Source organism: Allobosea sp. 2RAB26, from assembly GCF_052115465.1.
GTDB lineage: Bacteria > Pseudomonadota > Alphaproteobacteria > Rhizobiales > Beijerinckiaceae > Allobosea.
Window position 1 is genome coordinate 117,564 of sequence record NZ_JBFRGS010000005.1, and the last position, 24,265, is coordinate 141,828.

General features: G+C 65.3%; 20 protein-coding genes and 1 pseudogene. 15 read left to right on the top strand and 6 right to left on the bottom strand.

What is annotated here, in order from left to right:
* Positions 1 to 70 precede the first annotated feature (70 nt).
* From AB4118_RS10995 to AB4118_RS11005, 3 genes are read left to right on the top strand one after another with little or no spacing between them, the layout of a single operon-like run.
* The gene (locus AB4118_RS10995; protein WP_441489748.1) at positions 71 to 1,531 is read left to right on the top strand and encodes an amidohydrolase family protein; all 1,461 of its coding nucleotides are present in this window, start codon (positions 71 to 73) and stop codon (positions 1,529 to 1,531) included.
* Positions 1,528 to 2,520, top strand: coding sequence for an ABC transporter ATP-binding protein (locus AB4118_RS11000; protein ID WP_441489749.1), 993 nt, complete (start codon positions 1,528 to 1,530; stop codon positions 2,518 to 2,520). Before AB4118_RS10995 ends, AB4118_RS11000 begins: the two co-directional genes overlap by 4 nt.
* Positions 2,517 to 3,587, top strand: coding sequence for an ABC transporter ATP-binding protein (locus AB4118_RS11005; RefSeq protein ID WP_441489750.1), 1,071 nt, complete (start codon positions 2,517 to 2,519; stop codon positions 3,585 to 3,587). The genes AB4118_RS11000 and AB4118_RS11005 overlap by 4 nt, the downstream gene beginning before the upstream one ends.
* 54 nt (positions 3,588 to 3,641) lie before the next feature.
* Here AB4118_RS11005 and AB4118_RS11010 read toward each other — a convergent pair whose 3' ends face one another.
* Positions 3,642 to 4,658, bottom strand: coding sequence for a 2Fe-2S iron-sulfur cluster-binding protein (locus AB4118_RS11010; protein ID WP_441489751.1), 1,017 nt, complete (start codon positions 4,656 to 4,658; stop codon positions 3,642 to 3,644).
* 339 nt (positions 4,659 to 4,997) lie between these two features.
* On the opposite strand from AB4118_RS11010, the gene AB4118_RS11015 reads away from it, so the two are divergent.
* The 8 genes from AB4118_RS11015 (at position 4,998) to AB4118_RS11050 (ending at position 12,253) form a co-directional block, all read left to right on the top strand.
* On the top strand, positions 4,998 to 5,258 hold the full coding sequence (locus AB4118_RS11015) for a heavy-metal-associated domain-containing protein (RefSeq protein ID WP_441489752.1): 261 nt from the start codon (positions 4,998 to 5,000) through the stop codon (positions 5,256 to 5,258).
* A gap of 318 nt (positions 5,259 to 5,576) precedes the next feature.
* On the top strand, positions 5,577 to 6,302 hold the full coding sequence (locus tag AB4118_RS11020) for a cupin domain-containing protein (protein WP_441489753.1): 726 nt from the start codon (positions 5,577 to 5,579) through the stop codon (positions 6,300 to 6,302).
* A gap of 43 nt (positions 6,303 to 6,345) precedes the next feature.
* A complete protein-coding gene (locus AB4118_RS11025) occupies positions 6,346 to 7,206 on the top strand; it encodes a GNAT family N-acetyltransferase (RefSeq protein WP_441489754.1) in 861 nt (286 codons plus the stop codon).
* Between the two features lie 21 nt (positions 7,207 to 7,227).
* Positions 7,228 to 8,154 carry a 2-hydroxyacid dehydrogenase gene (locus tag AB4118_RS11030; RefSeq protein WP_441489755.1) on the top strand — a complete coding sequence of 309 codons (927 nt, stop codon included), beginning with the start codon at positions 7,228 to 7,230 and terminating at the stop codon, positions 8,152 to 8,154.
* Between the two features lie 14 nt (positions 8,155 to 8,168).
* Positions 8,169 to 9,638: an NAD-dependent succinate-semialdehyde dehydrogenase gene (locus AB4118_RS11035; RefSeq protein WP_441489756.1), complete on the top strand. Its 1,470-nt coding sequence runs from the start codon at positions 8,169 to 8,171 to the stop codon at positions 9,636 to 9,638.
* Between the two features lie 162 nt (positions 9,639 to 9,800).
* Positions 9,801 to 10,217 (top strand): helix-turn-helix domain-containing protein, encoded by a 417-nt coding sequence (locus tag AB4118_RS11040; RefSeq protein WP_441489757.1) that lies wholly within the window; start codon positions 9,801 to 9,803, stop codon positions 10,215 to 10,217.
* Positions 10,218 to 10,266: 49 nt separating this feature from the next.
* The gene (locus AB4118_RS11045) at positions 10,267 to 11,661 is read left to right on the top strand and encodes an aminotransferase class III-fold pyridoxal phosphate-dependent enzyme (RefSeq protein WP_441489758.1); all 1,395 of its coding nucleotides are present in this window, start codon (positions 10,267 to 10,269) and stop codon (positions 11,659 to 11,661) included.
* A gap of 115 nt (positions 11,662 to 11,776) precedes the next feature.
* Positions 11,777 to 12,253 (top strand): Lrp/AsnC family transcriptional regulator, encoded by a 477-nt coding sequence (locus AB4118_RS11050; RefSeq protein WP_200878107.1) that lies wholly within the window; start codon positions 11,777 to 11,779, stop codon positions 12,251 to 12,253.
* Between the two features lie 91 nt (positions 12,254 to 12,344).
* On the opposite strand, the gene AB4118_RS11055 is transcribed toward AB4118_RS11050, so the two are convergent.
* Positions 12,345 to 13,220 (bottom strand): GNAT family N-acetyltransferase, encoded by an 876-nt coding sequence (locus tag AB4118_RS11055; RefSeq protein WP_441489759.1) that lies wholly within the window; start codon positions 13,218 to 13,220, stop codon positions 12,345 to 12,347.
* Between the two features lie 205 nt (positions 13,221 to 13,425).
* Between AB4118_RS11055 and AB4118_RS11060 the strand changes: the two are divergent.
* Positions 13,426 to 14,702, top strand: a pseudogene (locus tag AB4118_RS11060) (NAD(P)/FAD-dependent oxidoreductase).
* 207 nt (positions 14,703 to 14,909) lie between these two features.
* On the opposite strand, the gene AB4118_RS11065 reads toward AB4118_RS11060, so the two are convergent.
* The 4 genes from AB4118_RS11065 to AB4118_RS11080 all read right to left on the bottom strand — a co-directional run bounded on the left by AB4118_RS11065 (position 14,910) and on the right by AB4118_RS11080 (position 20,093).
* Positions 14,910 to 16,382 carry an aldehyde dehydrogenase family protein gene (locus tag AB4118_RS11065; protein ID WP_441489760.1) on the bottom strand — a complete coding sequence of 491 codons (1,473 nt, stop codon included), beginning with the start codon at positions 16,380 to 16,382 and terminating at the stop codon, positions 14,910 to 14,912.
* Between the two features lie 5 nt (positions 16,383 to 16,387).
* Positions 16,388 to 17,056 (bottom strand): haloacid dehalogenase type II, encoded by a 669-nt coding sequence (locus AB4118_RS11070; protein WP_441489761.1) that lies wholly within the window; start codon positions 17,054 to 17,056, stop codon positions 16,388 to 16,390.
* A gap of 200 nt (positions 17,057 to 17,256) precedes the next feature.
* Positions 17,257 to 18,579 (bottom strand): NAD(P)/FAD-dependent oxidoreductase, encoded by a 1,323-nt coding sequence (locus AB4118_RS11075; RefSeq protein WP_441489762.1) that lies wholly within the window; start codon positions 18,577 to 18,579, stop codon positions 17,257 to 17,259.
* A gap of 185 nt (positions 18,580 to 18,764) precedes the next feature.
* Positions 18,765 to 20,093: an NAD(P)/FAD-dependent oxidoreductase gene (locus tag AB4118_RS11080; protein ID WP_441489763.1), complete on the bottom strand. Its 1,329-nt coding sequence runs from the start codon at positions 20,091 to 20,093 to the stop codon at positions 18,765 to 18,767.
* A 338-nt stretch (positions 20,094 to 20,431) separates the two neighbouring features.
* Here AB4118_RS11080 and AB4118_RS11085 point away from each other — a divergent pair, with 338 nt between their 5' ends.
* The 3 genes from AB4118_RS11085 to AB4118_RS11095 are packed head-to-tail and all read left to right on the top strand — an operon-like array spanning position 20,432 to position 24,003.
* Positions 20,432 to 22,120 (top strand): peptide ABC transporter substrate-binding protein, encoded by a 1,689-nt coding sequence (locus AB4118_RS11085; protein WP_441489764.1) that lies wholly within the window; start codon positions 20,432 to 20,434, stop codon positions 22,118 to 22,120.
* Between the two features lie 33 nt (positions 22,121 to 22,153).
* Positions 22,154 to 23,107, top strand: coding sequence for an ABC transporter permease (locus AB4118_RS11090; RefSeq protein WP_441489765.1), 954 nt, complete (start codon positions 22,154 to 22,156; stop codon positions 23,105 to 23,107).
* Positions 23,107 to 24,003, top strand: coding sequence for an ABC transporter permease (locus AB4118_RS11095; protein ID WP_441489766.1), 897 nt, complete (start codon positions 23,107 to 23,109; stop codon positions 24,001 to 24,003). The genes AB4118_RS11090 and AB4118_RS11095 overlap by 1 nt, the downstream gene beginning before the upstream one ends.
* Positions 24,004 to 24,265: the final 262 nt, after the last annotated feature.

A 24,265-nucleotide genomic window follows, 5' to 3' on the forward strand; every position in this document is an offset into this window, starting at 1 on the left:
GTCGGCCGCGCGGTTCTCGCGCGCGTTCTTCGGCCCGGGCGCCTTCTCTGTTCTCTCTACGGATGATGCCATGACGATCACGGTCATCAGGAATGCGGATGTCGTCGTGGCCTGGGATGCCCAGGCTGCCGGTCACGTCTATCTCTACGGCGCGGATGTTGCCTTCGAGGATGGCAAGATCCTTTTCGTCGGCGAGCGCTATGACGGCCCGGCGGACGAGACCGTGGATGGGCAGGGGCGAATGGTCATGCCCGGCCTCGTCAATATTCACTCGCATCCGTCGAGCGAACCCCTCAACAAGGGCTTCCTGGATGAGCTCGGTTCGCCGGCGCTCTACAATTCCTCGCTTTACGAGTTCATGCCGATCCTGCGTCCGGATGCCGAGGCGGTGCCGGATTGCGTGCGCGTCGCCTATTCCGAGCTGCTGCTCTCCGGCGTGACGACGGTTGCGGATCTGTCGGTGCCGCATCCGGACTGGCTCGACCTCGCGGCGCAGAGCGGCATGCGCGTCTGCCTCGCTCCGATGTTCCGCTCGGCCCGCTGGCATACGCGCAATGGCTATGTCGTCGAATACGAGTGGGACGAGAAGGCCGGTGCCGACGCCATGGCGCACGCCTTCGAGGTTATCGCCAAGGCCGAGGCCCACCCCTCGGGGCGCCTGTTCGGCATGGTATGCCCCGCCCAGATCGACACCTGCAGCGAGGGGCTGATCAAGGAAAGCTATGCTGAGGCCGGCCGACGCGGGCTGCGCTGGCAGATCCATGCGGCGCAGTCGACGGTCGAGTTCCATGAGATCACGCGCCGGCATGGCGTCTCGCCGATCCAGTGGCTCGAGAAGCTCGACGTGCTCGGCTCCACGAGCATCGTCGGTCACGCCATTTTCCTCGACGACTACCCGCGCAACGCCTGGCACAGTCGCCGCGATCTCGATCTCCTGGCCGAGACCGGCACGACGGTCGCCCATTGTCCGACCGTCTTCATGCGGCGGGGCATCGCCTTGCGTGATTTCGGGCGCTATCGGCGCGCCGGCGTGAATATCGGCCTGGGGACGGACACTTATCCCCACAACATGCTCGAGGAAATGCGCAACGCGGCCTATGTCGCGCGCCTGATGGCGGAGAGCCCGCGCACGCTCAGCACGACCGACCTGTTCGAGGCTGCGACGGTCGCTGGCGCCCGTGCGCTGGGGCGCAGCGATATCGGCCGGCTCGCGGTTGACTGCAAGGCGGACCTCGTGCTCGTCGATCTCGCCCATCCCATGATGCAGCCGCGGCGTGATCCCGTTCGCAGCCTGATCTACGCAGCGGCCGAGCGCGCGGTCGATCGCGTCTATGTCGATGGCCGGCTTGTCGTGAACGGTGGCGAGGTCCTCACCATCGATTACCCCGCCGCTGCGAGGCGCCTGCACGAAGCCCAGAAGCGGACCGAAGCGGCCGCTCCGAGGAATGACTGGGCCGGCCGCCCGGTGACGGATTACTCGCCCCTGACCTTTCCCGAAGCCGGGCATCGAACTTCCGGGGCCCGCTCATGAGCCCGGCCACGGCCACACCGATCATCGAGCTGCGCAATCTGACGACGGCCTTTCAGACCCTCAACGGGACGGTGCGGGCGGTCGACGGTATTTCGCTTTCGCTCGAGCGCGGCAAGACGCTCGGTATCGTGGGGGAGAGCGGCTGCGGCAAGAGCATGCTGTCCCTGTCGATCATGGGCCTCGTGCCGCCTCCGGGACGCAATGCCGGCGGCGAAATCCTGTTCGAAGGGCGCGACCTCCTGAAGCTGCCGCCGAGCGAGATGCGCGACATTCGTGGCAACCGCATCGCCATGATCTTCCAGGAGCCGATGACCAGCCTCAACCCGGTGCACACAGTGGGGTATCAGGTCGTCGAGTCCTTGCGCGCGCACCGCAAGGCCTCCGCCCGCGATCTGCGCGACGAGGCCATCGAGGCGCTGCGCAGGGTGCGCATTCCGTCGCCCGAGCGACGCTTCGACGAGTATCCGCATCAGCTGTCGGGTGGCATGCGCCAGCGGGTCATGATCGCCATGGCGCTGACCTGCAAGCCGGCCCTGCTGATCGCGGACGAGCCGACCACGGCGCTGGACGTCACCATCCAGGCCCAGATTCTCAGGCTCCTGCGCGAGTTGCAGGAGGAGACGGGCATGTCGATGATCCTGATCACCCACGACCTCGGTGTCGTCGCCCAGGTCGCCGACGAAGTGGCCGTCATGTATGCCGGCAAAGTGGTCGAGCGGGCCTCGGTCAAGGACGTGTTCCACGATCCGCAGCACCCTTACACGATCGGCCTGATGGGCTCGATGCCACGCATGGACCAGGACGTTGCGCGGCTCATCGCGATTGACGGCGTCGTGCCTCCGCCCTTCCGGTTGCCGCAAGGCTGCCGCTTCAATCCGCGCTGTCCGTTTGCGGATGACGGCTGTCGGGCGGAGATGCCGGTGCTCGGGGAAATCGGCCCGACCCATCTCGTCGCCTGTCGGAAGGCCCCGCTGGAGGAGTTCGTATGACAGCGCCTTTGCTCGAACTTGAGGACGTGACCAAGCACTACCCCGTCTTCAAGGGCCTGATCCGGAAGAAGCAGGTCGGTGCGGTCCGTGCCGTGGACGGGGTGAGCCTGCAGATCCATCCTGGCGAAACCCTGGCGATCGTCGGTGAGAGCGGCTGCGGCAAGTCGACCACCGCGCGTCTTGCCATGCGGCTCATCGAGCCCACGGCGGGCAGCGTGCGCTTCGAAGGTCGCGACATCACGCATCTCGACCGAGCGGCCATGCGCAGCATGCGTCGCAATATGCAGATCGTCTTCCAGGACCCCTATGCCAGCCTGAATCCGCGCATGACGGTGGAGGAGCTGATTGCCGAGCCCATGCTGGTCCATGGCGAGGGCACGGCGGCATCGCGGCGTGCGCGCGTGCTGGAACTGCTTCGGAGGGTCGATCTCGCCCCCTATCATGCGGCGCGCTATCCGCACGAGTTCTCGGGTGGCCAGCGTCAGCGCATCGGCATTGCCCGGGCCCTGGCCCTGTCTCCGAAGCTCATCGTCTGCGACGAGCCGGTGTCGGCTCTCGACGTTTCGATCCAGGCACAGGTCGTAAACCTGCTGAAGGACCTTCAGAAGGAATTCGGCCTGGCCTATCTGTTCATCTCCCATGGCCTCGCCGTCGTGAAGCACATGGCCGATCGCGTGGCGGTGATGTATCTCGGGCAGGTCGTCGAACTGGCGAGCAAGCAGGACCTCTACGGTAATCCGCGCCATCCCTACACGCAGGCGCTGCTGTCAGCGGCTCCGGAGCCGGACCCGACCCGGCGCGAGGCGTGGAATGTGCTGGGGGGCGATGTTCCGAGCCCGCTCAATCCGCCAGCAGGCTGCCGGTTCCATACGCGCTGCCCCCTTGCGCAGGAGCGCTGCCGCAGTGACGTGCCGAGCCTTCGTGCCGTCGGCGCGGGGCACAGCGCCGCGTGCCATTTTGCCGAGACTGTGCCGACCTTCAGCCACGCGGCTGCGGCCCGGGAGGAATCGCCGAGCCGGCGCAGGCGCCTCGCGCTCTATGAGGCGCACCGTCGTCAGGTGAACTGAGCGAGGCTTGGCGTCTGAGGCGGTCCACGCACACCCATTGTCCTCGTCTTGCCGTCACGCCCGGACCGCGATCTCCGTGCCGTCCGCACATGCTTGGTCCGCTGCCGTGAAGAAGGCGTCGGCATAGGCGTGAGCCGGGTCGAGTCCGCGGCGCGTCATGGCTGCGACGGCGTCATCAACCAGGCGGGGCGAGCCGGCGACATAGGCTGTCACGCCCTCAAGTTCGGCAAGCGCTTCAAGGCGAGCACCGAGCGGCGGTCCGTCGCTCAGGACAGGGATATAGGTAAAATCGGCGAGCCGGTTGGCGAGGTCAGCGATCGTGGCCTCCTGATAGAGATCATGCTCAGCCCGTGCGGCATTGTAGAGCCGGATCGGCTGTTTCAGGTGCAGACGCGCGGCGTTGTGCAGGATCGACAGGATCGGGGCGAGCCCGGTTCCGCCCGCCACGGCGAGGATTGGCCCGGTCCGCCTTGCGCGCAGATGCGCCGTGCCCATCGGGCCACGCAGCCGGACGGGATCGCCCGCCTGCAACCCGCTCGCGACATGGCCGCTGGTCACACCATTGGCGACATGCCTGATGTGGAACTCGAGGAGCGGCTCGTCCGGGTCGTTCGCCATCGAATAATTGCGCGGCGCGCAGCCTGCGAAATGCAGTTCGGCATATTGGCCGGCCGTGAAGGCGAGCGGCTCTCCCTCCAATTCGACCCGCAGGATCGAGATATCCGGCGTCGGGCGTTGCAGCGAGACGACCCGTCCCGAAACCTCGCGCAGGGGATGTCCGGCCGTGTCGCTGCCAAGCCAGGCGACGCTGCAATCGCTGCGCGGCTGGGCGCGGCAGGCGAGAACGAAGCCGCGCTCCGTGTCTGCTGCGGTGAGCGCGAAGGGCGTGTGGGGAAGCAGCTCGACTTCGCCCGAGAGAAGCCTCGACTTGCAGGCGCCGCAGCGCCCGACCTGGCAGCCATAGGGATAGGCGTACCCGGCAAGCTGGGCCGCTTTCAGAATCGTCATATCCGCCGCGACGGTGATTTCGGTCGCGAGGTTGGCGATGTGGACGGTGTGGTTTGCGGTCATCGAGCGGGCACCTGCTGAGGCTCGAACGGCGCCACCGCAGCGCCGGCCATTGGCGGCGAGAAACGGCGCAGGCGCTGCGCCTTCTCGACGCGGTCGGCCCTGGAGGAGGTGATGCCCCCGACCGCGACCAGGGGCCTCCGCGCTGACCGCACTTCGGACTGATTGATTACCGTCATCTGCGCCACCTTGATTGGACGAACGCTCAATGCGGTGCGGCTTCCCATAGTGTGAGTGTCAAGCGGCCGCGGACCTGTCGTGGGAAGAAAATCCGGGCTTGACCTTGCCATATGGCAAGGACCGACACTGATTTTGCGCTCATTCCTTCAGGAGAGATTTCCCATGTGCCAAGCTCACCAGTCTCAGGACCACGAGATTGCTTCCGCTGCCGTTTCCGGCGTTTCCGTTCGTGTCGACGACATGACCTGCGGCCATTGCGCCGGCACCATCAAGAGCGCCATCGAGAGCTCGATCCCCGGCGCCAAGGTCAGTGCCAACCCGGAGGCTCGCCTCGTCTCGGTCGAAGGTGCCGATCTTGCCCGGGTTCGCGAGATCATCGCCCAGGCCGGCTATACGCCGGACGCTGCGCCTGCCCACGCCTGAGCACGTGAGGCCGGAAATCCGGCCTCCGCTCGCGTTCGGCAAGGCTCCTTGAAATCGTGACAGCCGCGGCCTTTTGCTTGGCCGCGCTGTCTCGAACAATGACAGGCGCTCAGCAGATCATGCCGTCCCCATCCGGTTCAGGCGCGGGGTGGGGCGGTTGCTGCTGCGCTTGTGTAAGCCGACCTTCCCATTCCCTGGGGGCGTGCGGCCGATACGGGACCGGGCGGAAGCCGGCGCCCGGAAAGATGGTCCAATCCCCATGGCGGCTTTGGCCTTAGCTCTGGAACTGTCGCAAGAAACGTCTGGACGGCTCCACAGATGACATCGCCCGCAATCATAGTGCTTGACCGCGCCAAGGGCGCGCAGCCTGCCATCAGCCACGTCACGACGAGGCTAAGCGCGGCCGACCCATTTGCCGCGGGCCGCGAGATTGCGTGGACCGGCCCCGATTCCATGGCCGCGGGCCGCGCCACGTTCGAGGGGACTTGCGAAAGCGTCTCATTTCCTCACACCGAATTCCTGGTTGTTGTCGCCGGGCTGCTGCGTCTTGCCGAGACCGGTAAGGCCGCCCTGGAGTTGACACCCGGGCGCGGGGCCGTGATCGCGTGCGGCACCGGGTTGCGGATCGAAGCGATGCCCGGTGCGCGCTTCGTCTTCTGCGCCATGACCGGTGCGACCTCGGCCGCGCCGGGATTGCAGGAAATTCTGGCTGAGGCCGCCCTCTCGCCCTCGGCGGCGCCGCCGGTCGAGGTGCTCATCGGCCCGACGCCGCAATGCCGCAGCTTCAACGCCTTTACCGACGAGGCCTCGCGCTTCCGGGCAGGCACCTGGGATTCGACGCCCTATCACCGCATCTCGCGCCCGCATCGCGTCAATGAGCTGATGCATCTGGTCGCAGGCAGCGTCGATCTCACGGGGGCCGATGGCAGCGTCACACGTGTCGAGCAAGGCGACAGCGTCTTCGTTGTCCAGGAGACGCCCTGCGCATGGGAAAGCCGCGTTCATGTCGCCAAATTCTACGTCGTGCAGGAGGTCCGCGGCTAAGCCCGCGACCGTCCGGCCGATGCCTCTGACCATGGAACCGATGATGTCCGCTACCGCCCCTCAAGAGACGCTGCTTCTGCGCGAGATCTCGACGGCCGACGCACTGGCCTGCCATGCGCTGTCGTGCGCCGTGAACTGGCCGCATCGCGCCGAGGATTGGGAGATGGTGATCGGCCTCGGCCATGGCGTCGTCGCGACGCTCGGCGAGGAGATCGTCGCGACGGCACTGTGGTGGCCCTATGGTGAGAGCCATGCCACGCTCGGCATGATCATTGTTTCGCCCGCCCATCAGGGTGGGGGCATCGGCAAACGGCTGATGCAGGCGCTGCTCGAGCAGGCACAGGGGCGCTCGCTGATGCTCAATGCCACTGCCGCCGGGGAGCCGCTCTATGCGAAGCTCGGCTTCGTTCCCTGTGGTGGGGTGCAGCAACATCAGGGCGATGCGTCGGCGATCGCGGCGCCCGTCCTGCAAGCTGGCATGTCGCTGCGCCTTGGTCGCCCAGCGGATCTGGAAATGCTGGAGCGGATCGACCGGCAGGCCACCGGGCTGGCGCGCAAACCGATGTTGGAGATGCTGCTCGCCTGCGGCGAGTGCATCGTGCTGGAGCGCAGCGGCCAGCCCGTGGGCTTCAGCATCCTGCGCCGCTTCGGACGCGGCCTGGTGATCGGACCTGTCGTCGCCATGAAGCGCGACGATGCTCAAACCCTGGTTGCGCACTGGCTGCATGAACAGCGCGGTCAGTTCCTGCGTGTCGATATCCAGGCGGATTCAGGGCTAGGGGATTGGCTGACGGAATGTGGTCTGAAGCCTGCGGGGCTGGTCACGTCGATGGTGCTTGGCGAGATGCCAGACCAACCGGGGCCGATGCGCCTCTACGCCTTGGCCAACCAGGCACTCGGCTGATTGTCGGAGCAGGCGGACCCCATGGCGCTGCTTTACAAATCCGATCCCGCGCGCGGTGCCGAATGGGCCAGACTTCTGGCGGCAAAGGCGCCGGATCTGGCATTCCGCATCTGGCCGGATGTCGGCGATCCCGCAGACATCCGCTATCTCGCTGCCTGGATGCCACCCGACGACATCATGGCGCAGTTTCCTAATCTGGAACTGCTGATCTCGGTCGGGGCCGGTGTCGACCAGTTCGATTTTTCGAAGCTGCCGCCGGAGCTTCCGGTCGTGCGCATGGTCGAACCCGGCATCGTCGACGGCATGGTCGAGTATGTCACGATGTCGGTGCTGGCGCTGCATCGCGACCTCGTGCCGTATATCGCCCAGCAGCGCGACCAGCTCTGGCGTCCGATCAGGGTGTGGCCGGCCTCGACCCGCCGCGTCGGCGTTCTGGGGCTCGGCATGCTGGGGGAGGCCGCGTGTCGCAAGCTCGCAGGTTTCGGCTTCCAGGTCGCGGGGTGGAGCCGCTCGCGCCGCGAGATCGAGGGCGTCACCTGTTATGCCGGCCCGGACGGGATGACCGATTTCCTCAGCCGCACCGATATCCTGGTCTGCTTGCTGCCTTTGACCGACGAGACGCGCGGCGTGCTGAATGCCGAGCTCTTCGCAAAACTGCCGCGCGGGGCGCGGCTGGTGAGTTCCGGACGTGGCGGCCATCTCGATCAGGATGCTCTGCTCGCCGCGCTTGACAGCGGCCAGCTCTCGGCAGCGGTCCTGGATGTTACCGCGCCCGAACCGCTGCCCGTCGGCCATGTGCTGTGGAGCGACCCGCGCGTGCTGATCACCCCGCATATCGCCAGCATGACCCAGCCGGAGACGGCGGTCGACGTCGTGCTCGACAATCTGAGACGTCATCGCGCCGGCGAACCGCTGCTCGGGCTGGTGGACCGCAAGCGCGGCTATTGAGGGGAGATCAGTCCATGCTCGTGGAACAGCTGAAGGATCCAAGCCTGTTCGTCCAGCGCGCGCTGATCGGTGGCGAGTGGGTCGGGGCGGCGTCGGGCGCGGTGCTGGCGGTGAGCGATCCCGCCGACGGCTCCGAGTTCGGTACGATCCCGGCCTGCGGCGAAGCGGAGACGCAGGCTGCCATCGCTGCCGCGGAAGCTGCCTTCCCGGCGTGGCGCGCGCGCCCGGCAGCCGAGCGTGCTGCCTTGCTGGAGCGCTGGCACGATCTCCTGCTGTCGCATGCCGGTGATCTCGCGCTGATCATGACCGCAGAACAGGGCAAGCCGCTGGCGGAAGCCGAGGGCGAGGTGCGCTATGGCGCTGGCTTCATCAAATGGTTCGCCGAGGAGGCGCGACGCATCTATGGCGGCATCGTGCCGGCTCCGACCACCGACCGGCGCATCCTTGTGCTCAAGGAGCCGGTTGGCGTCTCTGCCGCGATCACGCCGTGGAATTTTCCCAATGCGATGATCACCCGCAAATGTGCGCCGGCACTGGCGGCGGGCTGTACCGTCGTGGTCAAGCCATCCGAGCTGACACCCTTTTCGGCTTTGGCGCTCGGTATGCTGGCGGCGCGGGCCGGTATCCCCAAGGGCGTGATCAACATCGTCACCGGCCTGCCCAATGCGATCGGCGAGACGCTGACCGGCAGTGCCGCCGTGCGGAAGCTCTCCTTCACGGGCTCGACGAGGGTCGGTGCGCTGCTGATGCGCCAGTCCTCCGACACGCTGAAGCGGCTCAGCCTCGAGCTTGGCGGCAATGCCCCGTTCATCGTCTTCGACGATGCCGATCTCGACATGGCCGTTGCAGGGGCCATCGCCAGCAAGTTCCGCAATGCCGGCCAGACCTGCGTCTGCGCCAACCGCATCCTGGTGCAGGACGGCATTCATGACGCCTTTGCCGAGCGTCTTGCGAGAGCGGTATCGGCAATGCAGGTCGGCAATGGTCGCAGGGATGGCGTCAGTATCGGTCCGCTGATCAATGCCGCGGCCGTCGAAAAGGTCCGGGCACATGTCGAGGATGCCTTGGCGCTCGGCGCAAAGCGGGTGGTCGGCGGGGAGGCTGGCTTCGATCCTGCCCGTTTCATTGCGCCGACCGTGCTGACCGGGGCGAATACACGGATGCCCCTTGCCAACGAGGAGACATTCGGCCCGGTCGCGCCGCTGTTCCGGTTCAGGCATGAGGATGAGGCGATCGAGATCGCCAATGGCACGCCCTATGGCCTGGCGGCCTATTTCTACTCCGAGAACCTGCATCGCGCCTGGCGCGTCGGCGAGCGGCTCGAATTCGGTATGGTCGGGCTCAATACCGGCTCCGTCTCGATGGAGGTTGCGCCCTTCGGTGGCATCAAGCAGTCCGGAATTGGGCGCGAAGGCGGCGCAACCGGCATCGAGGAATATCTGGAGACCAAGAGTTTCCATATGGGCGGGCTGAAGCAAGCCTGAGCGGCGGCGCCGCTCAGAGCACCGAAAGCATGATGTGCTGTCGCTGCCTCGGAAATGCGCAGGGGATACCATGTCGGCCCCTCCGCTGAAGCCGACATCATGGCGGCCCGGTCCTAGGCTTCTGGCAAGGCGGCCAGGCCGTCAGCAGGGAAGAGCCAGTCCATGCATGAGCCAGTTTCCAATGTCGGTGCAGCGCTTTCGGGCCGCATCAGCCCCGGTATCCAACGTGCTCTCGCCCATATCGAGCGGCACTTCACCGACGCGGTCTATCTTGAGGATATTGCGGTTCTCGCCGGACTGAGCGTCTGCCGTTTCGTGACGGTGTTTCGCCATCAGGTCGGGCTCACGCCGCATCGCTTCATCTGCCACCGGCGTATCCGTTACGCCAAGTCATTGCTGCGCGACGGCGTGCCCTTGGCACTGGCGGCCTCCGAGGCGGGCTTCTTCGACCAGAGCCACCTGTCGCGTCATTTCAAGAGCATATGCGGGGTCACGCCGGGCCGCTACCTGCGCGAGCAGGCGCATGCTACGCGACTGAGGTCCGAACCTGCTGCCTATACGCAGGCCGGCGCTGCCTGATCCGTCATCCGCCTCTCGATCCAGAGATCCCCCAGCAAGGCCTGTCTCCATGACCGTCAACTCGCTCGAAGCACTCGACCGCATGCATTGGGTCCACCCTGTCGCCAACTGGGCGGGGCATGAGAAGCGCGGCGTCACCATCCTGAAGTCGGCACGCGGAGCCTTCATCACGGACGCCGATGGTCACGAACTGATCGATGGCTTTGCGGGGCTCTGGTGCGTCAATGTCGGCTATGGCCATGACAGCATCGTCGAGGCGGCTGCCGCGCAGATGCGCGAGCTGCCCTATGCGACCGGCTATTTCGGCTTCGGCAGCGAACCTGCGATCCGGCTGGCCGCCAAGCTGGCCGAGATCACTCCCGGCGATCTCAACCACATCTATTTCTCTCTCGGCGGTTCCGATGCCGTCGACAGCGCGCTGCGTCTGATCCGCTACTACTACAACGTCACCGGACGACCGGCGAAGAAGCAGATCATCTCGCTAGAGCGAGGCTATCACGGCTCGAGCTCGACGGGGGCCGGCGTGACGGCGCTGCCGGCGTTCCACGCCAATTTCGACCTGCCGGCGGAGGGGCAGCACTACATCGCCTCGCCCTATCCCTATCGTAACCCGGCGGGCTCCGACGACGGCGCCGTCATCGCAGCCAGCGTCGCGACGCTGCGGGCCAAGGTCGAGGAACTCGGTGCTGACACCGTTGCCGCCTTCTTCTGCGAGCCGGTGCAGGGTTCGGGCGGTGTCGTCGTTCCCCCGAAGGGCTGGCTGAAGGCGATGCGCGATGCTGCGGCCGAACTCGACATCCTCTTCGTCGCCGACGAGGTCATCACCGGCTTTGGACGAACCGGCCCGATGTTCGCCTGCGAGGCGGAGGGCGTCGTGCCGGACATGATGAGCATGGCCAAGGGCCTGACCTCGGGTTACGCCCCGCTCGGAGCGCTTGCGATCGGCGAGAAGGTCTATCGCGCCATCGCCGACAACGCACCCGCCGGCGGCCCGATCGGGCATGGCTATACCTATTCGGGCCATCCCGTCAGCGCCGCCGTCGCGCTTGAGGTGCTGCGCCTCTATGACGAGGGTGGCATCCTCGCCAACGGCCAGCGCGTCGGCGCCTATTTCGAGGAGCGCCTCGCTACGCTTGCCGACCATCCCCTGGTCGGAGAAGTCCGGGCGCGCGGCCTGCTCGCCGGTGTCGAGATCGTTGCCGACAAGGTCACCAAGGCGAAGTTCTCGCGCGCGGCGAAGCTGTCCGACCATCTCTTTGCGCGTGGCTATGCCAATGGCGTGATCTTCCGCGCCTTCGCCGATGACATCATTGGGCTCGCTCCGCCTCTGTGCTGCAGCGAGACGGAAATCGATCTGATTGTCGCGCGCCTGCGCCAGACGCTGGACGACATGCTGGCGCTCCCTCAGGTCACAGCCGAGTTGAAACTGGTTGAGCTGGCATGATCCTCGCTTTGCTCGGATAGAGCGACGTGTTTAGTTTCACGCCACCGGAGTGGTGGCTCGCCGTTCGGGTTTGCGCGGGGAGGGCTGGGGTGAGGCTTTCGTGGTGACACCGGGCGTGCGGCTCGACCGCATTGACATGAAGATTCTGATCGAGCTCCAGAACAACGGCCGCGTGACGAATGTCACGCTGGCCGATGCGGTCGGCTTGTCTCCGAGCCCCTGTCTGCTGCGGGTGAAGCGGCTCGAACAAGCCGGCTTCATTTCCGGATATGGAGCCACGATCAATCTGCAGAAACTTGGTGAGACGATCACCGTCTTTACCGAGATCACGCTGGCTGACCATACGAAGGAATATTTCATCCGCTTCGAGACAGGCTTGCGTCGCGTCGACGAGGTGGTGGAATGCCATATGGTCAGCGGCGGCTATGACTATCTGGTCAAGTTCGTCACGCGCGGGCTGACGCACTACCAGTCGCTGATCGAGACGCTGCTCGATCGCAATCTCGGCATCTCGAAATACTTCAGCTACATCGTCATCAAGACGCCGATCCAGAAATCGGGCTATCCGCTGCCTGTGCTGTTCGACGTTTAAAGCATCGGCCCGAAAAGTGGATTGCGGTTTTCGGGAAAGCCGATGCAAACACGTCGGACCGGATACGATATCCGGTCCGATGATCTAACCGTCAACCCAGGGCCTGGTTGATCAGCCCGAAGGTGCGCATCGTGCCGCGCGCCGCATGATTGTTGCCGCGGATCATCGTCGTCACGGTGTCGTGGATCATCATGCCGCAGGATTCGAGGAAACCGCCGAACAAGCCCTGCTCCATCGCAGTGTCGACCCGGAGGAACTCGCCCTCATGTGCCTGGACATGGGGCCGGGTCAGAGCAATCGCCGCCATATCGTCCTCCGCCACGATCGGCCCGACGACATGGCCCCGCCCGAAGCGGCGGCAAAACGCGAAGCCGACGGCCTCTCCGTTGCGTTCGTGGATCGTCCCGATCGATTGCGGCATCAGGGCCTTGATCACCCGCGTCCGATCCGCGCCATAGGCCATCGCATCGAGACGGGCGATGGCGTCAAGATCATCCACAACCACCGGCCTTACCGAGATCGTGGAATCGGTGGCGGGGCCTGCATCCTCGACGCGGCCCTGATGCTGAAAGACGCGGCCGATGGGCTCGAAGCCGAGCGAGCGGTAGAGCCGGTAGCCTTCCCGCGTCGAATTCAGGCGCAGATCGCGCTGCCCGGATTGTTCGAAGATCGTGTCCATCAGCCGCCGGCCCGCACCTCGCGCCTGGAGGCGGGGCGAGGTGATAACCATGCCGATCGTGGCGAAATGTTCGCCAAAGGGCCACCACATCGCTGTCCCGAGCGCACGACCGATCCGGTCGCAGGCGATGAGGCCATATCCGACCTCGAATACCAGCCGCCAGTCCTCAGGGCGATGCGGCCAGGCGACGGCGATCGAGAGTTGGTGTGCCTGGCCGAGATCGGCCTCGGTCATCGCGCGGATATCGATCGCATAGTCAAGTGGGCGCTTGGCCGTTTTGTAATCCACCCCTGCGAGCCTCATCTGGAATGAAGCCCAAGTATAGGTGCGCCGCTGGCTTTCGAGAATAGTAAAATTCATACAATACATGGGCTTAGAATGTCGCATGCTCGGGCTTCCAAATCGGACCGCGTCTGGGCAACAGCTTGCGCAGACCGGTTCGCAACGCCTTTCCGGCCCTGACAGCCGGCGCTGACCCGCGGATCGATCGCTGATGAAACTCGAACCCTATTGGCTTGCGACGGCGCCGCGTTTCGGCGCAGGCGCCACAGGTCCGCTCGCAGGCACTGTCGATGTCGCCATCGTCGGCGCTGGCTTCACCGGGCTCTCGGCGGCCCTGGCCCTGGCAAAATCCGGCGCAAGCGTTGCAGTTCTGGAGGCGGGCCGTGTGATCGGCGAGGCGTCCGGGCGCAATGGCGGACACTGCAATAACGGGCTCGCCCATGATCTCGGCGGTCTCGCAGCCAGCCTGGGCCAGGACCGTGCCGTAGCGCTCTACCGGGCCTTCGATGATGCGGTCGATCAGGTGGAGAGGCTGGTCGCAAGCGAGGCGATCGATTGCGATTTTATCCGCACCGGCAAGATCAAGCTCGCGGCCAAGCCCGAGCACTTCGCCAAGTTGCAGAAGAGCGCGGAGTTGCTGTCGCGCACCGTCGAGCCTGATCTCACCGTGGTCCGGCCGGAAGATATCCGCCGGGAAATCGGTTCCGACGGATTCCATGGCGGACTGGTCTTCCCGCGCAGTGCCCACATGCATATGGGCCGTTTCGGTGTCGGGCTGGCCGATGCCGCTGCGCGGCGTGGCGCGAGCATCTACGAGAACGCCGCCGTGACGGAGCTTCACCGCCTCAAGGCGCGTGCGCACAGGGTCGTGACGAGCCGCGGCGAGATCGAGGCCGGGCAGGTGCTGCTTGCGACCGGGGCCTCCCGGCAGGGGCCGTTCGCCTGGCTCAGGCGGCGCATCGTGCCGGTGGGCAGCTTCATCATCGCCACCGCGCCGCTTTCGGCCGAACTTGCTGCATCGATCCTTCCGATGCGGCGCACCGCGACGACGACGAAGAATATCGGCAACTATTTCCGCCTCACGCCGGATAATCGCCTGATCTTCGGCGGCCGCGCCCGCTTCGCACTGTCGAGCCCGAAATCCGATGCCAAGAGCGGTGCGATTTTGCAGGCGCGGATGCTTGAACTCTTTCCGCAGCTTTCCGGCGTCCGCATCGACTATTGCTGGGTGGTCTGGTCGACATGACCTCTGACCGGTTGCCGCGCGCCGGCGAGCGTGACGGCGTGTTCTATGCGCTGGGCTACAGCGGCCATGGCACCCAGATGTCGGTGCATATGGGCCAGATCATAGCCCGCGTCATGGGCGGGGACGTGAATGCGAATCCACTGGCGGGGCTCGCCTGGCCGGCAGTGCCAGGCCATTTCGGTCCGCCCTGGTTCCTCCCCTTCGTCGGCGCCTATTACCGCTACCAGGACTGGCGTCACTGAGGAGGCGTCAACGAGAGGAGCCCCATCGAACACCCGGGCCTCCGCTTCGCGGCTTGTCGGGAATGACGATGAGGCTCGTGGATTCAGCCTGCCTGCTTCAGCATCGCTGAAGCAGGGGGAAAGCCGTCGTCAGCGCGGACCGGAATCGAGGCGATCGATCGGCTCCATCCCGATCGCGCCCGGCTGCGCGCGAGTGGCCGTAAGCCTTCACGCACCGATGTCGATCAGCACGGTCTTGTGCCGCAGATTGGCCTCGACGGCTTGCCGGCCGAGATCCTTGCCGATGCCGGAGCTCTTGTACCCGCCGGTCGGCAGGATGAAGTCGAGCGTGCGGTTATAGCGGTTGATCCAGACCGTGCCCGCCTTGATCTGGCGTACGGCCCGTAGGCCGCGGCCGAGATCGGAGGTGTAGACGCCGGCCGCGAGCCCATACTCGGGGTGGTCGGCGAGGGCGAAGCCTTCCTCCTCGGTGTCGAAGCTCTGGATCGTCAGCACCGGGCCGAAGATCTCCTCACGCACCGCCGCGGTGTCCGTATCGACGCCTGCGAGCAAGGTCGGCTGATAGAAGGCTCCGCCGTGCCCCTCGATCCTTCCTCCTCCCAACAGCACCTCGGCGCCCTGGGCACGGCTACGGGCCAGGATCGCATCGATGCGCCGGGCCTGGATCTCCGAGATGATCGGTGCAAAGCCCGTCGACGATTTCCAGGTCGGACCTGGCGCGATGCGCGAGAGGCGCGCCAGCAGAGCTGAGACCAGGGTATCAGTGGCCTGCCGCTGAACGATCAGCCGCGAACCCGCCACGCAGGCCTGGCCGGCATTGGCGAGGAGCGAGCTGGCTATGCAATCCGCTGCCTTGTCGAGATCGGCGTCAGCGAAGACGAGCTGCGGGCTTTTGCCGCCGAGCTCCAGCGTTACCGGCTTAATGCCGGTTTCGGCCGCGGCCTTCATCACCGCGATGCCCGTACGGGTGGAGCCGGTGAAGGAGAGTTTGGCAATGCCGGGATGACGGCTGAGTGCGTCGCCCGTCACTGCGCCCGTGCCCTGTACGACATTGAAGATACCGGGCGGAATTCCGGCCTCGACGGCGAGCTCAGCCAGCCTCACGGTCGAGAACGGCGTCAGTTCGGACGGTTTCAGGACGATCGCGTTGCCGGCGGCGAGCGCCGGGCCAACCTTCCAGCTGGCCATGCTGAGCGGGAAGTTCCAGGGCGTGATCGCCCCCACCACACCATAGGGCTCGGAGACGATCATGCCGAAATGGTCGGCCCGCGTCGCGGCGACGTCGCCGCCGAGCTTGTCCGCCCATTCGGCGAAGAAGCGGATGCCTTCGGCCGTGCTGGCGACGTCGCCGGTCACGGCCTGGGCGATCGGGCGTGTCGAGCCCAGCGCCTCCAGCCGGCCGAGTTCCTCGCTCTTCGCCTCGATCAGCTCGGCCCAGCGCCGCATGGCACGCGCCCGGTCGCGCGGGGGCTGCGTCGCCCAGCCACTGCGCTTGACCGCATGCGTTGCGTCCTCGACAGCCCGATCAATGAGCTCCGCCGATGCGACCGGCAGGTCGGCATAGGTTCTGGCGTCGGATGGTCGGGTGACGCTGATCCTTTCACCGGGGCCATCGATGTTGCTGCCGGCGATGAAATGGCCCGTGGCGAAGGCGATGGCGTCAGGGTCGAAATCGCGCATCGGCGTCAGAGCCCGAGCAGGCCTGGCAGGCCGCCGATGTCCTTGATTTCGCGGTAGCCGTAAGCGGGAATGCCGGGCTCGTGACCGCGATTGACGAAGACCCGCTGACCGATCTTCAGGTCGTAGGCGCTCATCAGGTCGTAGCGCAGACTGGACGAGCAATGCACGACGTCTTCAGGTCCGCAGCCCAGCATGTCGAACATGTATTCGAAGGCCTGCAGGCGCGGCTTGTAGGCCTGCGCCTCCTCCGCGGTATAGGCCGCATGGAAGGGCGCGCCGAGTTTGACGACGGAGTGCGGAATCAGTTCCTTCATCGAATTCGAGAGGATGACGAGGGGGATCTCCCTGGCGACCTTGGCGAGGCCTGCCGGCACATCCGGGTGCGGGTTCCAGCTCGGAATCTCGTCGTAGATGGCCTGGGCGTCGGCCGGGTCGAACGTGATCTTCCAGACCCTGCAACTGCGCTCCACCGAGTTATGGACCACTTCGATGAAGGGTTTCCAGGCGCCAAGGACCTCGTCCAGGCGAAACCCCCTGAAGCTCTCGCAGAAACCGTCCATGACCTCGGGGGACAGGCGTGCGCCATAGACGCGCCGCGCCGCCGGGCCCATTTCGAAATTGATCAGCGTGCCATAGCAATCGAAGGTCACGAATTTCGGCCGCAGGGTGCTCATCGCGTCTCTCGCCATCAGAAGTTGCCGCGCCAGCACGATCTGCCGCGTTGCATCCAAGACTAGGGCCGGTGTGCAGGCGCGGACTTGGAATTGCGTCCCGCCGAGCAAAGATTCTGCCGATCATCTGCCCCGGTTCAGCATGAATTGCCGCCGGCTGCGAAAGGCCGAATGAAGGGCTGTCCGACACTGACGGGCGACGTTCAGAACTCGCCGATCTCGCCCCGCGAGCCATCGATCAGGCGCGAATGCCGGAAGGGACGCGGGTCGACGATCGGTTTGTCCCCCACGGCGAGATCGGCCGCCAGATGGCCGGCCGCGGGCCCGAGACCGAAGCCATGCCCGCTGAAACCGGCCGCCAGCACGAAGCCCTGCAGATCCGCGACGGGCGAGATCACCGGCACGGCATCCGGCGTTGAATCGATATAGCTGCCCCAGCTCTCCCGGACGGCGACGTCTTGAAGTGCGGGGTAGAGCGCCCGTGCCCTTGCCAGCGTCAGCGCAACGGACTTGCGGCTCGGCACGGGATCGAGCACGCGGATGCGTTCGAAGGGAGTCTCCCTGTCGAAAGCCCAGCCTCCGAGCGCCTCCGGCCCCTTGAAGAAGGAGGTGCCGAAGCCGAACTCGACCGCTTTCAGCCGCTTGATGAACATCGGCAGGAACTCGCGCGCATAGCGCAGTCCCTGCGGCGTGACTTCAAGTGTGCCCTTGCCGCTGATCGCGATCGTGTAGCTGCCGTCGAGCCGACGCGTCAGGGCGCAGTCGGGGGTGTAGAGCGCATCGAGTAATCTGGGCGCGACTTCCGTCCGCAGAATGGTCGAGCGGATGCTCGCCTGCGGAAACCGGATGCCATGGCGCCGGCAGAAGGCTGATGCCCAGGCACCGCCGGACAGGATGACGGAGCGCGTTCGGATCAGGCCCTTCTCGGTGATCACGCCGGAGACCGCGCTATTCGTGATGTCGAGGCCGCGCGCAGCACAATCCTGATGGATGCTCGCACCCTGCGAACGGGCGCCTTCTGCGAGGACAGGTGCGGCGAGGGCAGGCTCAGCCTTGCCGTCGCTGACCGAATGGACCCCGCCGAGCCAGGAGTGGCCGGTGCCTGCCGTCATGGCGGCTGCTTCGCTGCCGGAGAGCATGCGCGTATCGATGCCCAATTGCTGTGCGGTTCCGCGCCATTTGTCCCATTGCGCGATCTGGCTGGCGTCATTGCTGGCATAGATCAGGCCGCTTCGCCTGAAGCCGATATCGCTGCCGATGTCGCGGCTGAGCCCGTCCCAGAGCTCCATGGCGCGCATGGCGAGGGGCAGTTCGCGGGCGTCACGGTTCTGCTGCCGGCACCAGCCCCAGTTCCGGCTCGACTGTTCGCCGCCGACGACGCCCTTCTCGACGAGTGCGACGCTGTGCCCACGCTTCGCCAGGAAATAGGCTGCTGCGCTGCCGACGATTCCGGCGCCGATCACGACGATATCGGCCTGGGCCGGCAGGCGCGCATTGCTGGCGATGCGTTCAAGCGTCGGTGACATAGGCGGGGAGCTCCGGCAGGGTTTCGTCGCGACGTTAGCGACCGCGCTGCCGGCGGCATTGGATCATCTTTGCATCGGCGCCGGACTCAATGCCGCAGCGCGGTCTCGATGCCGATTGGCGGGGGCAGCTATGGCAAGACCCAACCCCGATGCGGTGGCTTGCCTTCAAGACATTGAAGGGCGCGTCACATCATGCCGGGCTCGCCGAGATCGGTCCCGTCGATCATGCGGCTGTAGCGATAGGGGTGTGGATCGACGATGGGGGTGTCGTTGGCGACGATGTCGGCGGCAAGGCGCCCGGCGGCCGGGCCGATGCCGAAGCCGTGACCGCTATAGCCCGTCGAGATATAGAAGCCGGGCAGGGTCGCGACGCCGGAGATGACCGGAATCCAATCCGGGGTGAAATCGACCAGCCCGCCATATTTATGCGCGATCTTCACATTGGCGAGCTGCGGATAGAGTTGCCCAAGCCGTGTCAGGGCAAAGCTGATCAGCTCCTCCTGTGCCGGCGGATCGAAGGTGCGGATCCGCTCGAAGGGCGAGATGCCATCGTTGCTCCAGCGGGAGATCGCCTCCGGCCCGGCGAAGAAGGACCGGCCAGCCCGGATGGTCAGGCCCCAGCGCCGCTTCTTGAAGGTCCGCCAGAACTGTTGGGCGTAGAGCATGCCCTGCGGAGTGAGTTCGAGCAGGCCGCGTCCGCTGATGCCGACGGTATAGCCGCCATCGAGCCGGCGGCGGAAGGTGAGATCGGGCATGGACAGCCCGCCCTCGATTACCTGCGGTGCGGCCTCCGTGAAAAAGGAGGTGGAGCGCACGCCCGCCTGCGGCAGCTTGAGGCCGTGGTGGCGGCAGAACATCGAGCTCCAGGCCCCGCCGGCGCAGAGCACCGCGCTGGTCCGGATCGTGCCCTTTTCGGTGACGACCGCCGAAACCTTCCCGCCCTCGGTCTCGAGTCCGCGTGCGGCGCAGCTCTGATGAATGGTCGCCCCCCGCTTGCGCGCCCCTTCGGCGATGGCCGGGGTCGCCAGCGCGGGCTCGGCCCGCCCGTCGGTCGGCGAATGCACTCCGCCGATCCAGTTCTCCGTGCTGCCCGGAGACATGGCCTTGGCCTCGGCAGCCGTCAGCATCCGGCTATGCATCTGATACTCGCGGGCGCGGTCGGCCCAGTTCGACCATAGATCGAGATCGGATTGTTTGGTCGTCACATAGAGCAGCCCGGTGCGGCGGAAGCCCGTCTCGGCTCCGAGCTCTTCGTTCAACCCGTTCCACATCTCGACGGCACGCTGGGCCAGCGGCAATTCGCGCAGGTCGCGATTCTGCTGGCGGCACCAGCCCCAGTTCCGGCTCGACTGTTCGCCGGCGAGGTGCCCCTTCTCAACCAGTGCGACCGAATGCCCCTTCTTTGCCAGCTCATAGGCCGCGCTCGTGCCGGCGATGCCACCGCCAATGACCACCACATCGGCAGATTTCGGCAGAAACTCGTCGCTACGGACGCGGGTGACCGGAGGAGACATAGGCTGGCTTTCCTTGCGCTGCGGGACCGCTCCGCGCGGGCAACGACCAATCCATCCGCACGGCCGATCCGATTTGATCGGCTCGATAAGACCCGATCCGGTGCAGAACCCTATGCCAAAGGCGGTGGTTGAATCGGCAGATTATGCCCGGCCGGGCGCCGTGATCGGCATACGAGGCGGGTGGGTGCAGGCCTAACCTAGGCACGCGGTTGAAGGACCGGCCGCGCCCGCGAACGACCCGACGGATGAAGCGGGCGGCGTGGATGCGCGATCGTTTCCGCCTGAATTGCCCGGGGCGCCCGGGACTTCCGCAAAACAAGCAAAAGAGGGGTTACCGGATGATAAAGCACTCCGACGGAACGACCCGTTCGGCTTTCCCGATGCCGGCATTGCATCGCCGCCAGTTTCTCGCGCTCGGAGCGGGCGGCCTGCTGGCCGCCTCGGGGGTTGGAGCCAGCGCCCAGACCAAGCCTGCTCCGCCACCGCCCGCTAAACCGACCGGCCAGGTCGTCGTTGGCCTGTCGCAGGAGCCGACAGCATTCAACCCGCTCATGCCTGGCATCGAGGTCGACGAGACCGTCTGGATGCAGGTCTTCAATACGATGTGGCTCGCCGACCCTCAGGGCAACCTGATGCCCGATCTCGCAACCGAGGTGCCGAGCGAGGCCAATGGGGGCATCTCGGAAGGTGGCCTGGCCTGGAAAGTCAAACTGCGCGAGGGCATCACCTGGCATGACGGGACGCCCTTCACGGCCGAGGACGTGAAATACACGCTGGAGCTGATCAATGCGCCGGGCTTCAAGAGCCGCACCCGGGTCGGCCATGCGCTGGTCAAGGACATCGTGGTCAAGGGACCGCATGAGATCTCCTGGCGCATGGAGAAGGCCTACGCGCCCTATCTCGCGCTGCTCTCCAACACCTTCATCGTGCCCAAGCATCTGCTTGAGAAAGCCAGCGACCCGAATACCGCACCCTTCAACGGCGCGCCGGTCGGTACCGGGCCCTTCAAATGGGGGCAGCGCACGCCGGGCGACAACATCACGCTCGTCGCCAATGAGCGTTATCACGGCAAGGGCCCCTATCTGGAGAAGGCTGTCCTCAAATATGTGCCGGACCAGACGGCTCTCTATGCACAGTTCCGCACGGGACAGGTCGACCTCATTATCGGCACTGGCATCCCGGCGAATTTCTATGCCGAGGCCGTGAAGCTGCCGGGCCGTAAGATCGTGAAGATCCCGAACGCCTCGCTCGAAATCCTGATGCCCAATCTCGAGCATCCGGCCTTGTCCGAGAAGGCGGTGCGCCAGGCGCTCTACGCCTCGATCAACAAGCAGGCGATCATCGACGTCATCTTCTATGGCCTGCACAAGCCGACGGAGTCCTTCGCGCCTCAGGAATCCTGGGCCTACAATCCCAACCTGCCGCAGCAGAGCTACGACCTCGCCAAGGCTAACAAGTTGCTCGACGACGCTGGCTGGAAACGCAGCGGCAGCGGCGTTCGCATGAAGAACGGCGTGCCACTTGAGTTCGCGGTCTCAACGACGACCGGCGCCTCGCTACGCGAGCAGTGCCAGCAACTGATGATGCAGGACTGGCAGCAGGTCGGCGTTTCCATGAAGATCAACAACATGCCGGCCGCGGTGATCTGGGGCGAGTTCTATACGCGCTCGAAGTTCCAGTCGCTGCTGGTCGGCACTGCCTTCCGCACCGTGATCGATCCCGATCCGGCCTCGCGCTTCGCCTCTGATGCTATACCCGCCAAGAACGGCAGCGGCGCCAACCAGATGCAGTGGCAGAATGCCGAAGTCGACAAGCTGCTGAAGGAGGGCCAGGAAACCTTCGATCAGGCCAAGCGCAAGGCCGTCTACTGGAAATTGCAGGAAATCGTCCGCGAGGAACTGCCGATCCTGCCGATCTACCAATATGTTCCGGTCGAGGGCTACAAGGAAGGGCTCATCGGCTACGAGCCCAATATCAATGCCCGCCAGAATACCTGGAACATGGGCAGCTGGTACTGGGCGCGCTGAGACCATGAACGGACCCTCCCGGAACACGGCGCCATGAGCACCTTTCTCGTGCGACGGCTGCTGCAGGCGCTCGTGCTGCTGCTCATCGTCTCGATGATCGGCTTTGCGATCCTGCACCTGGCTCCGGGCGGGCCGCTCTCGCAGTTCGCCGCCGGCGGCGACATGACCCAGGCCGATCTCGACCGCATCGCTGAACAGCTCGGCCTCAACCGCCCGCTGCCGCTGCAATATGCGGAATGGCTCTGGCGCATGCTGCGCGGCGACTGGGGGCTGTCCTATCGCGACCATCAGCCGGTGCTGCAGATCATCGCCTCCCATATCGGGCCGACGATGGAACTGATGCTGAGCTCGACGCTGCTCGCCATGCTGCTCGGCGCCTGGGTCGGTATGCTTGGCGCGATCCGACGCTACTCGTTGTTCGATTCACTCGCGACGATCGGCGCCATGATCGCGCTCTCGATCCCGACCTTTTGGTTCGGCCTTGTCATCATCTATGTCTTCTCGGTCGGGCTCGGCTGGCTACCTGCCGGCAACCGCTACACCATCGGCGATGGTTCGGTGCTCAACCGGATCCATCATCTGATCGGGCCCTGCATCGTGCTCGCGCTGGTCTCGACGGCGGTCTGGAGCCGCTACATGCGCTCCTCGATGCTTGAGGTCGTCAATCAGGACTATATCCGCACTGCCCGGGCCAAGGGCGTGCCGGAGCGCCAGGTCCTGCTGCGGCACGCCCTTCGCAATGCGCTGCTGCCAATGATCACCATCACCGGCCTGCATGTGCCGACATTGCTTTCGGGCGCACTCGTGACCGAGACCGTCTTCACCTGGCCGGGCATGGGGAGGCTCTTCCTCGACTCGATCAGCTATCGCGACTATCCGACCGTGATGGGCATCCTGATGTTCACCGCCGTCCTGGTGTTGCTCGGCAGTCTGATCGCAGACCTGCTCTATGGTCTCGCCGATCCGCGGATTGCGAGGAATGGCTGATGAGCACTGATCTCACCGGCGTCACCGAAGTCCGGATCGCAGCTTCGCCATTCGTCTGGAACAGCCCCGGCTTTCGCCGTTTCCGCCGGCACCGGCTGGCGGTTTTCGGAGCGGTGGCAATCGTGGCGATGACGCTCGCCTGCATCTTCGGGCCGATGCTGCTGCCCTATAGCGACACGTTCATCGACATCCGGCAGCGCTTCGCGCCACCCTTCTCGGGCCCGCATGTACTCGGCACCGATCCTCTCGGGCGCGATATTCTGGCGCGCCTGCTGATGGCCGGGCGGATTTCACTCGCAGTGGGCTTTTCCGCCATGCTGATCAGCATGGCGATCGGCATCTGCATTGGCATGATCGCCGGATTCTACGAAGGTGCGGTCGGTGCTGCCCTGATGCGTTTCGTCGACGCGATGCTGTGCTTCCCATCGATCTTCCTGCTGCTTGCTGTTTCGGCCCTGATCTCGCCGTCGGTGCCCTCGATCGTCATGCTGATCGCAATGACCTCCTGGATGGAGGTGGCGCGGGTCGTCGAGGCTCAGATAAAATCGCTCCGTACGCGCGATTATGTGGTTGCAGCGGTCGCGATGGGCGCCAGCAATGGACGCATCATGTTTCGTCAACTGTTGCCGAACGCGATCGCACCGATCGTCGTTGCCGCGACGTTGAACGTCGCCCATGCGATCCTGGCCGAGAGCTATATCAGCTTCCTCGGCTACGGCATCCAACCGCCGACTCCAAGCTGGGGCAATATGCTGGAGAACGCCCAAAGCTATCTCACCAGCGCGCCCTGGCTTGCGATCCTGCCCGGGGCGGCGATCACGCTCGCCGTTACGAGCTTCAACTTCGTCGGTGACGGCCTGCGCGACGCGCTCGATCCCAGAATGGACTTGCCGTGACGTCGCGTGCTGCCCTTCTCGAAAGGGGTGGGAGGGGCATTGCTGCGGGCTGCACAGAGTGTGGGACGGCGGCACGTGCCTCTCTGTTAGGTTGTACCCTTTCCGAGAGGCGTTCCTGGGCGTGCCTCTGTGCTGAGATGACGCGCGGATTTTGCTTGCCTGGTGCCCTGGAAGAGCGCTCACTCCATCGCCGCTTCCGTTCAACCTGAACCGAGAGCGGGCCGCGGTGCCGGGTTGGCGCCGGTCAAGGCTGGAAGCTCGT